General features: G+C 70.4%; 13 protein-coding genes. 4 read left to right on the plus strand and 9 right to left on the minus strand.

Annotation, left to right across the window (positions count from 1 at the left end):
- Window positions 1-51: 51 nt before the first annotated feature.
- The 7 genes from STRTUCAR8_RS30415 to STRTUCAR8_RS30445 all read right to left on the minus strand — a co-directional run bounded on the left by STRTUCAR8_RS30415 (window position 52) and on the right by STRTUCAR8_RS30445 (window position 5,718).
- Window positions 52-225: a CsbD family protein gene (locus STRTUCAR8_RS30415; RefSeq protein ID WP_006379991.1), complete on the minus strand. Its 174-nt coding sequence runs from the start codon at window positions 223-225 to the stop codon at window positions 52-54.
- A gap of 85 nt (window positions 226-310) precedes the next feature.
- A complete protein-coding gene (locus STRTUCAR8_RS30420) occupies window positions 311-937 on the minus strand; it encodes a hypothetical protein (RefSeq protein ID WP_006379973.1) in 627 nt (208 codons plus the stop codon).
- Complete coding sequence (locus STRTUCAR8_RS30425) at window positions 934-2,328, minus strand: ABC transporter permease (RefSeq protein WP_006379992.1); 1,395 nt, start codon at window positions 2,326-2,328, stop codon at window positions 934-936. Before STRTUCAR8_RS30425 ends, STRTUCAR8_RS30420 begins: the two co-directional genes overlap by 4 nt.
- Window positions 2,325-3,158, minus strand: a complete 834-nt coding sequence (locus STRTUCAR8_RS30430; protein WP_044473172.1) for an ABC transporter ATP-binding protein — start codon at window positions 3,156-3,158, stop codon at window positions 2,325-2,327. The genes STRTUCAR8_RS30425 and STRTUCAR8_RS30430 overlap by 4 nt, the downstream gene beginning before the upstream one ends.
- On the minus strand, window positions 3,155-3,973 hold the full coding sequence (locus STRTUCAR8_RS30435) for a zf-HC2 domain-containing protein (protein ID WP_044473173.1): 819 nt from the start codon (window positions 3,971-3,973) through the stop codon (window positions 3,155-3,157). Before STRTUCAR8_RS30435 ends, STRTUCAR8_RS30430 begins: the two co-directional genes overlap by 4 nt.
- The gene (locus STRTUCAR8_RS30440; RefSeq protein WP_006379995.1) at window positions 3,970-4,521 is read right to left on the minus strand and encodes an RNA polymerase sigma factor; all 552 of its coding nucleotides are present in this window, start codon (window positions 4,519-4,521) and stop codon (window positions 3,970-3,972) included. The genes STRTUCAR8_RS30435 and STRTUCAR8_RS30440 overlap by 4 nt, the downstream gene beginning before the upstream one ends.
- Window positions 4,522-4,629: 108 nt before the next feature.
- Entirely contained in the window at window positions 4,630-5,718 is a 1,089-nt protein-coding gene (locus STRTUCAR8_RS30445; protein ID WP_241784712.1) for a hypothetical protein, read from the minus strand.
- Window positions 5,719-5,888: 170 nt separating this feature from the next.
- On the opposite strand from STRTUCAR8_RS30445, the gene STRTUCAR8_RS30450 reads away from it, so the two are divergent.
- Entirely contained in the window at window positions 5,889-6,767 is an 879-nt protein-coding gene (locus tag STRTUCAR8_RS30450) for a metalloregulator ArsR/SmtB family transcription factor (protein ID WP_006379999.1), read from the plus strand.
- The gene (locus tag STRTUCAR8_RS30455; RefSeq protein WP_006379977.1) at window positions 6,764-7,366 is read left to right on the plus strand and encodes a dihydrofolate reductase family protein; all 603 of its coding nucleotides are present in this window, start codon (window positions 6,764-6,766) and stop codon (window positions 7,364-7,366) included. Before STRTUCAR8_RS30450 ends, STRTUCAR8_RS30455 begins: the two co-directional genes overlap by 4 nt.
- Window positions 7,367-7,394: 28 nt before the next feature.
- Here STRTUCAR8_RS30455 and STRTUCAR8_RS30460 read toward each other — a convergent pair whose 3' ends face one another.
- Together STRTUCAR8_RS30460 and STRTUCAR8_RS30465 are read right to left on the minus strand one after the other, a co-directional pair.
- On the minus strand, window positions 7,395-8,012 hold the full coding sequence (locus STRTUCAR8_RS30460; protein ID WP_006379988.1) for a TOPRIM nucleotidyl transferase/hydrolase domain-containing protein: 618 nt from the start codon (window positions 8,010-8,012) through the stop codon (window positions 7,395-7,397).
- A gap of 135 nt (window positions 8,013-8,147) precedes the next feature.
- Window positions 8,148-8,987: an endonuclease/exonuclease/phosphatase family protein gene (locus tag STRTUCAR8_RS30465; protein WP_100247708.1), complete on the minus strand. Its 840-nt coding sequence runs from the start codon at window positions 8,985-8,987 to the stop codon at window positions 8,148-8,150.
- 615 nt (window positions 8,988-9,602) lie between these two features.
- Here STRTUCAR8_RS30465 and STRTUCAR8_RS30470 point away from each other — a divergent pair.
- Window positions 9,603-10,109 (plus strand): SRPBCC family protein, encoded by a 507-nt coding sequence (locus tag STRTUCAR8_RS30470; RefSeq protein ID WP_006379982.1) that lies wholly within the window; start codon window positions 9,603-9,605, stop codon window positions 10,107-10,109.
- On the plus strand, window positions 10,102-11,718 hold the full coding sequence (locus STRTUCAR8_RS30475; protein WP_044473178.1) for a phytoene desaturase family protein: 1,617 nt from the start codon (window positions 10,102-10,104) through the stop codon (window positions 11,716-11,718). Before STRTUCAR8_RS30470 ends, STRTUCAR8_RS30475 begins: the two co-directional genes overlap by 8 nt.
- The last annotated feature ends 54 nt before the right edge of the window (window positions 11,719-11,772 follow it).

Consider the following 11,772-nt stretch of genomic DNA (forward strand, 5'->3'; position numbering starts at 1 on the left):
CCTCTCCACAGCACTGGCCCCAGCGACTCTGAAGATCTCCGCGGCCCGGAATCAGTGCTTCAGTGTGTCCTTGGCCTTCTGAGCGGTCTGTTTCGCGTCGCTCGCCATCTGCTCGCGGGCGCCCTTCGCCGCCAGGCTTTCGTTGCCGACAGCCTCACCGGTGGCTTCCTTCATCCTGCCCTTGGTCTTCTTGGCCACGTTCTTGACCTTCTTGCCTGCAGCCATCACTTTCACCTCCCACACCACTGAGCTTCTCTGCCCCGTACCCACGGTTGAGCCACTCAAGCGGATTATCTTCCCAAAAGGGAAATTACTCACCTGTCGGGCGTCTGAAGGAAGTGCGCTGAAGGAAGCGCACTGAAGCGTTCGGTCCCGCCACGGCGTAGGAAACGGTGCCGGTGATCGCGAGGACGAGGGCCGTACCGGTGCCCGTTGCCGAGCCTGTTGGCAGCATCATCCAGGTCGCCACCCGCATGGCCGCGTTCGTCGGGGGCGGGGCGAAGAACGCGAAGGAGAGCCAGGCGAAGGGCAGGGTCCATGCGTACTGGCCCCCCGAGAGTGTCGCGCCCAGAGCAGCGAGTCCCATCAGGCCCACGCTGTCGCGGACGACGAACGCGGTGGTGGCCATGGGCCGGCCGGCTGCCGCCGCTGTCAGCAGCAGCACCGCCGCGACGACCGCGCCGGCGAGCAGCACGTGTGCCGCTCTGCGCGGCACCCAGCGGATCGAGGCCGTCCGGTCCAGCGCGAGGTCCTGGCCGCTGAGTCCGACCGAGGCCGCCATCACCCCCGTAGCGAGGACGAGGACCGGAACTCGCGGATCGACCTGCCCCTCACCACCGTCCCGGGCAAGTGCCCACACCGCCACCGCGCTGATCAGCATCACGGCGAGCGAGGCGGGCATCTGCCGCGAGCGTACGTACAGCGTCAGCCATCTCACCGGGACGCACCGCCGGACAGCACCTCGAAGGGGTCACCCTCGCAGGAGAGTGCGGCGGCGCGCATCGCGTTGATCCGCGAGAGCTGCTCCGCGCGCGGAAGCGACATGAGCTTCTGCCACACCGGGCGGGCTTCGGTGTCCAGCTCACCACGCAGCTTTGCCGGTGTGCCGGTAAACGGTTCGAAGTCGCCGAGGACCCAGCCCGCCGCGACGGCCTGCGCGTAGTCGTCTCCCCCGAAGCCGTCAAAGCCGACAGGGGTGCACCCAGGCACCATGCCCTTGGCGATCAGGGCCCGGGCCAGGTCGTCACCCTTCGCTGCGGAGACGATGCTGTCGTCGAAGTCGAGAAGCAACGTCTCACGGGACCACCGCGGTGTGGAGCCGGTCGGCAGCAGAGAGGTGTTCTCACGGATCGCCACCGGCGCCCGGCCGCCCAGGGCACGGTGCAGCAGACGCAGTGCCTCCTTACCGGGGCCCGCGAGGTCGGCGAGCCGGTCCTGGTGCGCCTTCGTCACGCACACCGGCCCGTCGCACACCAACCTCATGGCGGTCTTGTCGACGATGTAGATCCGGTGCGGGTCGGAGGGGAGGACGAGCAGCGCGATCACCGCGCCCGCCAGTACGGGGACCAGGGCGGTCAGCCGGGCGCGCCAGGTCGCGGCGACGAGCAGCGCGAAGCCCGTCCCGGCCATGCCGAGCACCCAGATCGTCTGTCCGACGTGCACCGACGTGGAGAGCGTGACGAACACATTGCGCACCTCCTCCACCGCCGGTGACAGCAGCGAGACCCGGTTCGGTTCCGTGGTGGGGATGCCCAGTGTCGCGCTCGTCTGTGTCCGGCCCAACGACATTTGCATGAGGACCGTGAACACGAAGGCGGTCATGGCCAGCGCGGGCGGAGTCAGCACCGAGGGCACAGCACGCCCTGCCCCCATGCCCAGCACGGCTCCCGCCACGAGGAAGAGCGCCCCCAGGATCGAGATCGGCAACCACCCGAGGTGCGTGTAGTCGGTGCTGGGGATGACCTGGACCGCTCCGACAAGGACGAGAAGCGCGAAGGCCGAGGCCACCGTGACCGCCGTCGTGCCCGCCGAGGTGGCCGCACGGTGCCAGGGGGGCCGCGGCGTGCTTGTCAGCAGCTCGGACATCTTCGAGCGGTGGTCGCGCAGGCCCTGCAACGCTCCGAGCCCCACGACGAGCGGCCACAGGTAGAAGAGCAGGCCGCGGGTCACCAGAGCCATGGACGTCCACTGAGCCGTCCACGCCCTGGTGCCCTGCCACCACGAGCCGAACAGCAGGTACAGGAACGCCAGCGCCGTCGTCAGCACGAGGGCGCCCGCCCACGGGGCGACGGAGCGTTTCAGCTCGATGCGCAGGACACCGGTGCTCACCAGGTACCCCCCGTGCGGCCGGGGCTCTGCAGCAGCGCCGAGTAGCCGCGCTCCATCGGGCTGTCCCCCACGTCCTTCGGGCCGCCCGCCGCCGCCAGCTCGTCCGGAGAGCCCTGGAAGACCAGACGTCCCTCGGCGAAGAGGACCACGTCGGTGCAGGCGGCGGCGACATCCTCGACCAGATGCGTCGAGACGAGCACACAGGTGTCCGTGCCCAGCTCCTGCAGCAGCTTGCGGAACCTCAGCCGCTGCGCCGGGTCCAGGCCGGCCGTCGGCTCGTCCAGCAGCAGGACCGTCGGGTCGTTGACGATGGCCTGGGCGATCCCGACCCTCCGCACCATGCCACCCGAAAGGGCCTTCATCTTCGCGTCGGCTCGGTCCGCCAGACCCACCCGCTCGACGGCACGCTGCACCGCCGCCGGGACATCCGCCTTCGGCACCTCCTTCAGCCATGCCATGTACTCGACGAACTCGCGGACCGTGAACCGCTTGTAGTAGCCGAACTCCTGCGGCAGGTATCCGATCCGGCGCCGCAGGGCACGGTGTTCACCCCTGCCGCCCACGGACTGGCCGAGCATCTCCAGAGTGCCCTCGGTGGGGCGCAGCACGGTGGCCAGAGTACGGATGAGGGTTGTCTTGCCCGCTCCGTTGGGGCCGAGGAGACCGTGTACGCCGGCACCCAGCGACAGGTCGAGGCCGTCGACGGCCATCCGTTTCCCGCCGACCCTTACCTTCAGCCCGGTGGCCTGGATCTCCCAGGCGTAGGCCGTCGGCGCGAGGTCGGCGGCGCTCACCGCGGACGTCATGTCGTGTTCCTTTCGGTACGTCATCGATGGGTTCCCAGCACGGAGTAGGCGCCTCTGCGGGCGATCACGACACCGCTGCCGAGAACGAGAATCAGCGCCCACGCGGGCAGACCGTCGGTCTGCAGGGCGAAGGTCGTACGGCTGGTGGCGAGGGTCGGCGCCACGACCACGGCGCCCCACACCCCGCCCAGAACAACGGCGGCGCGGGTCACCCCGACGACGCCGCCGAGCGCCAGTGTCGCCGCGGTGAAGGCAAGACAGGGCAGCAGCCACTGAGCCACCATCACCCCCGTCATCCATCCGCCCAACAGCAGAGCGGGGACGACGACACCGAGCACGGAGGCGGTGCGCCGCAGCACCAGGTAGAGCCCGGCCCTGGGTACCGAGGCCGTCAGTTCGTACGCCGGGTCCAGACCGCGCGACCAGGACGCCGCGACGCCGAGCACGGGCAGCACCGGCGCGAACAGCAGCACCAGCGACACCTCCCCGGTGCCGCTGCCGACCGTGTCGAGCAGCAGGGCCAGCAGTGTCACGCCCACGACCATGGCCAGCCACGGCACCATGGTGGGCGTCATCCACCTCGCCAGGCGTGCCGACCGGCGCCGGCTGCGCGGCATCGTGGGAGTGACCGCCAACCGGTCCTCCAGGCCGGCCCACACGGTGTCGACCAGCGACGCCACCACGGGCACCTCGGCATCGACGACCGCCGCCAGCCGGTCACGGCACACCCGGCACATCTCCAGATGGGCCTCCACGGCCCACACCTCGTCGGCGGCGAGGTCCGTGCCGCCGCGTGCGTAACCCTCGATGATCCGCATCGAGGCATGTTCCCCACTCATGCCAGTGCCCTCCGCATCGCGATACGGGCCCGGCGCGCACGGGTCTTGACCGTGCCCTCGGGCAGCCCGAGCAGGACCGCGGTCTCGCGGACGGACAACCCGTCGAGGACCAGGGCCTGCAATATCTGTCTCAACTCCGGCGCCAGGCACCGCAGCGCGTCCCCGACATCACCGCCGACGGTCCCCGCGAGCGCCTCCTCCTCGGCGGCGGGCGCCGCGTCGGGAACGGCGGCGGCCCGCGGTGGCTCCGCGTGGTGGGCCCGTCGCCGGAACGCGTCGACCAGACGGCGCGCCGCGATCGTCCACAGCCAACCGGTGGCCGACCCTCCGACAGCGGCTCCGGCGAACGCACCCGCCGCGCGCCACACCGCCAGATACGTCTCCTGCATGACTTCCGCGACGATCTGCTCGTCCCCGCACCGGCGGCGCAATCGCACCGCCATCCACGGCGACGTACGCCGGTACAGCTCCTCGAACGCGGCACGGTCGCCCTTTGCCACCAGCCGGACGAGACGCTCCTCGTCCAACTCGTGCGGCGCTGCCCTCATTGATCTCACGCCCGCTAGACGCCCGAGCCGGGCGCCAGGTTTTCCTTCCGACGTGATCCCCGTCACACGGAGAGGGCCCGGTCGACTCCGTCCCCCTCCACTACCCACCTACCCGCGCTGCTCGTAGCGCCGCCAATCCCGTCCGCTGTCGCGAGAGATCCACAGCCCTTCGCCCTTCACCAGGTCGTACGTCGACGTCGTCGCGTCGGCGATGCCGTAGAGGGTGGTGCCACCGACGGTGAACGACGTGAAGCTCACGGGCGTCCTCAGTTCGCGGAAGGCGTTGTTGGTGCGGTCGGCGGCGAGCCAGTAGCGGCCGCCTTCCTCGCCGACGAGCAGCCGACCGTCCGCGAGCAGTTCCAGGACCAGCGCATCCGGGCCACGCCCGAGGTCCCTCCAGTCGATTCCGTCGGCGAGGACCTTCCGCCAGTGCCTGCCGCTGTCCGTCGTCAGCAACAGGCCCCGCACACTCTCACCCTGAATGAGGGACAGCGCCGCGATGCCGTCCCGCGCGGCGAGGACACCTCCCAGGTACGGCTTGGGGACGGCCGTGGAGCCGACGGTGCGACCGTCACGCTGCCATACGACGCGGTTCGGGTCGTCGGTCAGCGGCTGGTCCAGGCTCCAGACCGTGCCCCGCTCGTCGACGGCGAGGCGGACGGCGCCGTCGGGTACACCCGCCGGGGGCGCCACGGTGCGCGTGGCGGGGCGGTAGATGAGCGTCGGCTCCGGTTCGGCGAGCAGGACGTCGCCGGGGCGGGCGCGCAAGGGGGTCCCGGCGACGACTGCCTTGTGCCGCTTGCCGCGTACGTCGAGGCTCCACGCTCCCTCCGCCCCGTCCGCCTGCGGCACCCGCACGAAGCCTCCGGGCGCTCCCTTGAACGCGGGCGCCACCGCCTCCGCGTCTCCGTGCTCAGCTTGTTCGGCGACCGTGCGGCCGTCGGGGCCGACGATGCGCCAGGCGGTGGCCGCCGGTCCCTCGTCGTCCTCGACGTTGCCGGCCTCGTACGCCAGAAGCAGCGATCCGTCGTCCGCGCGGCTCACGCCGAGGGGGGCGCCGGCCATCTCGATGACGTCGGCGGGGCGTGGGTGAGGATCTTCGATGACGCGCTTGTACTTCGTCTCCCGGTCCTCGGGCTTTGCAGCGCCGGAGCCACCCTGCCCACAGGCTGTCAGCGCCAACACCGCACTCGCCACGAGCCCGACCGTCCGCCTGCCGCGTTTCCTCGACCACACCATGGCCGCATCCTCACACGAGGCAGTGGCCTACTCGGCGGGAGCTGAGGAGGAGAGCCTGCTCACCGAACAGGAGTCCCACATCAATTATTCCTTGACACGAATATTCTCAATGGAGAATACTTCTCGTCATGGACGCACTCCTCGCCGCACTGGCCGATCCGGCCCGTTGGCGTCTCGTGAGCCTGCTGGCCGAGCAGCCCCGCTCGGTCGGCGTTCTGGCTCAGCTCACCGACGCGCGCCAGCCGCAGACGACCAAGCATCTGCAGACCCTTGAGCGCGCCGGCATCGTGACGTCGCTACGCACCGGTCAGCGCCGTATCTACACACTGCGCTCCGCTCCGCTGCGCGAACTGGCGGCTGCGCTCGGCCGCCTCGCCGACGCCAGGGACCAGGCCGAAGGCCCGCATGCGACCCATGACCACTACGGACTCGGTGTCCGGGCGGAGCGGCTCGCCGCCCACGAGCCGGGATGGGCCGACGGCCGCGCGTTCGGCTTCCACCGGTCGCTGGCAGGTCCCGCCAAGCTGGTCTGGCGCCACCTCACCGAGGCCGCGCTGCTCTCGTCCTGGTGGACCCCCCAGGATCTCCGGGCCTCCGAGCTCGTCTTCGAGGCGCGTCCCGGCGGGCGGATCGTCCAGGAGTACCGCGACGCCGAAGACGTCGACGGCACCGAACCGGTCGCCGGTCGCGCGGAGGGAGTCGTCGACGACGTACGGATTGGTGAGCACATCGCCTACCGGCTCTCCCCGCTGCTGCCCGACGGCCGCCCCGCCTTCACCGCCCATGTCTCCATGGGCCTCAGCCCCACCGACACGGGTACGGACCTTGACGTCCAATGGCGGATCACCGACAGCACTGTCGAGTCCGCGGACTTCGTGGCGGGCGTCGAGATCGGCTTCGGGCAGAGCCTCGACCAGCTCGCGGCAACCCTGGACACGTACGCACACGACAGCAGCACCAGTGACAACACCAGCACCAGCACCACCGACACAGGGAGCACGAAATGACACAGCACAGCACCGGACGCCGGGTCGTCACCAACATCGCACTCTCCCTCGACGGCCGCTATGCCGCTCCGGACAACCCGCTGGACATGGGCTGGGTGATGCCGTACGCCGTGACCGACGTCGCCCGCGACCACCTGACCAGCCTCTGGGAGCCGGCGACGACGGCCCTGCTCGGGCGGGTCAACGCCGAGGGGTTCCTGGGTTTCTGGCCCACCGTCATCGGCATGGAGGGTGCTGACCCCCGCGACAAAGGCTTCGCGAAATGGCTTGTCGACACCGACAAGGTGGTCCTCTCCTCCACCCTCGACGAGGCGCCGTGGGAGCGGACAGCGATCGTCAGCAAACCGGCCGCCGAGGTGGTCACGGACCTCAAGGCCACCGAGGGCGGCGACATCCTCGTCCTCTCCAGCGCGAGCGTCATCAAGGCGCTGCTGGCGGCCGACAAGGTCGACCGGCTGGCACTCACCGTCTTTCCGGTCTTTCTCGGCGGCGGGCCGCGCCTCTTCGACGACGGCCTGCCCGCGAACCGGTGGACCCTCGTCAGCCAGACCGCGGGCGAGCACGGCACATCGGCCCTCGTCTACGACCGAGTCCGCTGAACCGGCGGGACGGACGAGCCTGCCCGGTTCAGAGGGCGGCGAAGAGGTCGTCCAGCGGGGCGGGCACCTGGTCGGGGGCGAGGGCTTCGACCAGGAGGCGGCCGTAGCGGATCTTGCGGCCCTTCTTCGTACCGATGAAGCGCCGAAGTTGCTGGTGCCGGGGCCGGCCTTGTTGGGCGGGCTGCTGCAAGAAGGTCTGCCACGGGCGCAGTTCGTCCTCGGCCCGGACGATTTCCTCCACCCGCGCCGCACCCAGCGCACGGATGAGTTCGTCCTCCAGGTCCGCCGCGCAGACGAAGACGCTCGGGTGCGGGGCCGACGCGGAATCGATCCCTCGGTCGAAGAAGGGCTTCTCCCGCTCGTCGCACAGACCGACAAGGCGCAGGCCCAGCCCGGCCGGACCGAGGAGCGCCGCGTAGCGGCCGACGCTCATCGCCCCGCCCATCGACATCGCGCACACCCCCTCGGCCGCCAGGGCCCGGTTCCGTCCCGTGGCCAGCGCCTCGACAGCCGCGAGGTCGCTCAGCCCCTCCAGCAGCACCACCGTACGCACCCCGAGCCGCTCGGCCAGTTCTTTCGCCGGACCGCCGGAGCCGCCCCGCGCCCACCCTGCGACCTCGTCCCGGAACACACCCATGTCGACCATGCCGGGGAGTCTGCTATCTCCACCGACGGCAGCGCACGTGATATTCCGCTGCTCGACCGCGCGCGAGCGCGTTGTACGGGCGAACGCCGACACGCCTGCCGACGCGCTGCCTCCGCCCGGAGGCCTCGCTGCGGTTCATTTCAGGTCCAGGTCGCTGTACACCAGATCGTGGTCCGAGTACGCGGTGGGTTGCACTCGCTGCCTGAGCGGAGCGATGTCTCGCAGGAAGATGTAGTCGAACTTGCTGTTCCAGTCGGTGGTCGGTTCGCAGGTGGCCGCGGGCGAAGGGTGACACTTGGGGTCCGCGTCCTCGGCCAGCGCCCACATCCGGGTGAGTTCGGGAGCGTCAGCCACCGCGTTGAAGTCGCCGATGACGATCGCACGCTTGTGCCGGGCAACCGCTGCGGCAAGTACCCGGGTCTGGCTCTCTCGGACCGCTTCCTGGCGTCGTTGCGCGAGGTGGGTGTTGAAGACCCGGACGCGCTGACCGCCCACCATGGTGGTGACCGCCAGGTAGCCGCGGTCCTCGGATCCTCCGTCGGGATATTCCACTTTGACGCGGTCGGTCATCGGTGCCGCCGAGAGGATCGCCTGACCGAAGCCTCCCGGGTTCCACGGCACTCCCCGGCAGCGGCCCCAACTCTTGAGAACCGACCCGTACTCGACGTGGTAGACGAGCCCGTGCAGATTCTCCAGATACTCCCGGATCCCCTCGACGTCACGCACGCACGCCTCCTGCAGACCGATGACCTGGGGCGCGTATCTGGCGATCTCCGCTGCCCGGTCGACGTTGCTCTCCTTGCAGGGGTTGCAGATGTTCCACGTCATGACCCGGTTCGGCACTACGTCCTTGACGGCTTTGACGGGCAGTGACTTTCCGGGGCTGCCGTCGCCCGGTGCTCTGGAGCCGACGAGCACCACGCAGCCCACGATCAGTACGCCCGTGAGCAACCGCGCGCCCCTTCCGAGCATCATCGTCTCCTCAATGTGGACGCACGGCATCCGCCGCTTTCCTGCACGAGATTAGGCGACGAGGTGGTGAGCGACTTGCCGTCGCACCCCTCGCAGGCACGCTCCCCGCGTGGTTCAAGCGCATCGTGCCTGCTCAGGACCGCTGGCAGGCCGTGAACGCGTGCGCCGATGCGCCGCTGTCCGATACCCCACTTCGGCAGAGGGCTTGCCGCACGCGTACCCCTTCAGCACCGCGTCGCCCTCCAACCGGCCGTGCAACGCGTCGGGTTGCGCCTCGTGGACGGCAGGGCCGAACCGGTCTCCTGCCGCCCAGCCACACAGCTGGAGCCGCAGCCGCCGCTCCCCCTCGGCAACGCTCCCCCCGGGGGCGATCGTCCAGCGGCACGGAGCGGAGTCACGGAACGCCACAGCACTCGGGCCGCCCTACCGCCGACACGGCACGAACCAGGCCTACCCGCCCCTTCCCCTTCCCTTCCCCTTTCCTGCCCCCGCCCCGGGTGGTCTCGACCACCGGTGGCGCGTGCCCTCGTACCGAGGAGTTCGTTTTGCCCCGGGTTCGCCTGCGCCTGAATGGGCACTTGGCTGTGAACCGAGGCAGGACTCCCGGAGGTGTGTGGCGTGGCGGTACGGCATCGTTTGATCAAGGTGAGTCCGCAGACCGTGTGGTCCGTCCTCGCGGACGGCTCCCGGTATGCGGAGTGGGTGGTGGGAACGTCGGACTCCGAGCCGGTGCGGGGGCAGTGGCCGCAGGTGGGCTCGACGATCGGATACGAGGTCCGCGTGGGCCCCATGCGGCTCACCAACGAGACAGTGGTCCGGCATTGCGTGGAGGGCTCCGAGCTGGGGCTGGAGGCGCGAGCGGGCATCCTGGGCACGGCACGGATCGCCATCGAGCTGCGCCCCTGGGGAGAGCACTGCCTGGTCATCGCGGACGAGCACCCTCTCCAGGGCGCGGGCGGGCTGCTCCACAACGTCGGGGTGGACGCACTGATCCAACTGCGGCACCGTGCGATGCTGGCCCGGCTGGCCCGGGTCTGCGAGGCACAGGAACGGGACCGACAGCCGGAGAGCCTCCAGGCACGGCGCAGGGCGGCAGCCCATGGCGCCGTCGGCGGTCATGCCTGACGCGGTGGTGATCGGAGCCGGCCCCAACGGGCTGGTGGCGGCCAATCTCCTGGCCGACGAGGGATGGAGTGTGGAGGTACTCGAAGAGCAGCCCTGGCCCGGGGGCGCGGTGCGGCACGACAAAGAGGTCGATCCCGATTTCGTCAGTGACCTCTTCAGCTCGTTCTACCCTCTCGCGGCAGCGTCACCGGTGCTGGCGCGTCTCGGTCTCGAGGACCACGGCCTGCGCTGGAGCCATGCGCCGCAGGTGCTGGCCCACCCGCTCAGCGACGGCCGGTGCGCGGTACTGGCCCGCCGGGTCGACGACACCGCCGACTGTCTCGACGGCTTCCACCCGGGTGACGGCGATGCCTGGCGACGCCTGCACGAGATCTGGGAGCGTCTCGGTCCAGAGATCCTGGACGCTCTGTTCACCCCTTTTCCCCCGCTGCGCGCCACGGCCCGTCTCGCCGCGAAACTGAAGGCGGCCGGCGGCCTGCGGATGGCCCGCACCCTGATTCTGCCGGTGCGCCGCATGGGGGAGGAAGAATTCCGGGGCGAGGGCGGCAGACTGCTGCTGGCCGGTAACGCGCTGCACGCCGACCTCGCGCCGGATGCCGCGGGCAGCGGAGGTTTCGGCTGGCTGATGTCCATGCTCGGGCAGACCTACGGCTTCCCCGTGCCGGTCGGCGGCGCGGGCGCCCTGACGGAGTCCCTCGTGCGACGGCTGCGGACACGGGGCGGCACAGTCCGCTGCGGACAGAGTGTCCGCAACGTCATCGTGCGTGACGGGCGCGCCGCTGGTGTCCTCACCTCCGACGGCGTAATGGTGACTGCCCGTCGCGCCGTTCTGGCGGACGTCTCCGCGTCGGCCCTGTACGGGGAACTCGTCGAAGCAGTGCACCTTCCGACCCAGCTGCTGGCCGACCTGAAGCACTTTCAGTGGGACTACGCCACGTTCAAGGTCGACTGGGCATGCGACGGGCCCGTGCCCTGGCAGGCGGAAGCGGCGAAACGGGCCGGAACCGTCCACCTGGCCGACGGTATGGACGAACTCACCCGCTTCGCGGCCCAGATCGCCATGGACCAGGTGCCCGACCGTCCCTTCGCCCTGTTCGGTCAGATGACCACGGCGGACCCGTCGCGCTCGCCCCAGGGCACCGAGGCTGCCTGGGCGTACACCCACGTGCCCCATGTCATCCGGTCCGACGCGGGCGGCGACGGCCTGACGGGCGCGTGGAGCACGAAGGAGCAGGAGATCATGGCCGACCGGATCGAATGCCAGGTCGAACGGTTCGCGCCCGGTTTCCGCTCCCTCGTCCGCGCCCGCCGCATCCTGGCCCCGCCCACGCTCCAGTCGCTCGACAGCAATCTGCACGGGGGTGCCATCAACGGCGGCACCTCGGCCCTGCACCAGCAGCTCGTCTTCCGCCCCGTGCCCGGCACCGGCCGCCCTGAGACGCCCGTTCGAGGGCTGTATCTCGCGTCTGCCTCGGCCCACCCGGGCGGCGGGGTCCACGGAGCCCCGGGCGCCAACGCCGCCCACGCGGCCCTGCGCCGGCACCCGCTCGCCGGCCTCGCTCGCGCCCAGCGCGCTCTCACCCGCCGGGACCGCACCGGACGTACATAGCCTGCGCCCGGCTGACACACCACACCTCTCCCCCCGCCTCGCCTCCCCCGTAGT

This window comes from Streptomyces turgidiscabies Car8 (genome assembly GCF_000331005.1).
Classification (GTDB): domain Bacteria; phylum Actinomycetota; class Actinomycetes; order Streptomycetales; family Streptomycetaceae; genus Streptomyces; species Streptomyces turgidiscabies.

Coding starts and splice junctions, on each gene's coding strand:
- STRTUCAR8_RS30450 (WP_006379999.1), top strand. CDS start 5,889: ATGGACGCACTCCTCGCCGCACTGGCCGATCCGGCCCGTTGGCGTCTC.
- STRTUCAR8_RS30435 (WP_044473173.1), bottom strand. CDS start 3,973: ATGAGTGGGGAACATGCCTCGATGCGGATCATCGAGGGTTACGCACGC.
- STRTUCAR8_RS30465 (WP_100247708.1), bottom strand. CDS start 8,987: ATGATGCTCGGAAGGGGCGCGCGGTTGCTCACGGGCGTACTGATCGTG.
- STRTUCAR8_RS30475 (WP_044473178.1), top strand. CDS start 10,102: ATGCCTGACGCGGTGGTGATCGGAGCCGGCCCCAACGGGCTGGTGGCG.
- STRTUCAR8_RS30415 (WP_006379991.1), bottom strand. CDS start 225: ATGGCTGCAGGCAAGAAGGTCAAGAACGTGGCCAAGAAGACCAAGGGC.
- STRTUCAR8_RS30440 (WP_006379995.1), bottom strand. CDS start 4,521: ATGAGGGCAGCGCCGCACGAGTTGGACGAGGAGCGTCTCGTCCGGCTG.
- STRTUCAR8_RS30455 (WP_006379977.1), top strand. CDS start 6,764: ATGACACAGCACAGCACCGGACGCCGGGTCGTCACCAACATCGCACTC.
- STRTUCAR8_RS30430 (WP_044473172.1), bottom strand. CDS start 3,158: ATGACGTACCGAAAGGAACACGACATGACGTCCGCGGTGAGCGCCGCC.
- STRTUCAR8_RS30460 (WP_006379988.1), bottom strand. CDS start 8,012: ATGGTCGACATGGGTGTGTTCCGGGACGAGGTCGCAGGGTGGGCGCGG.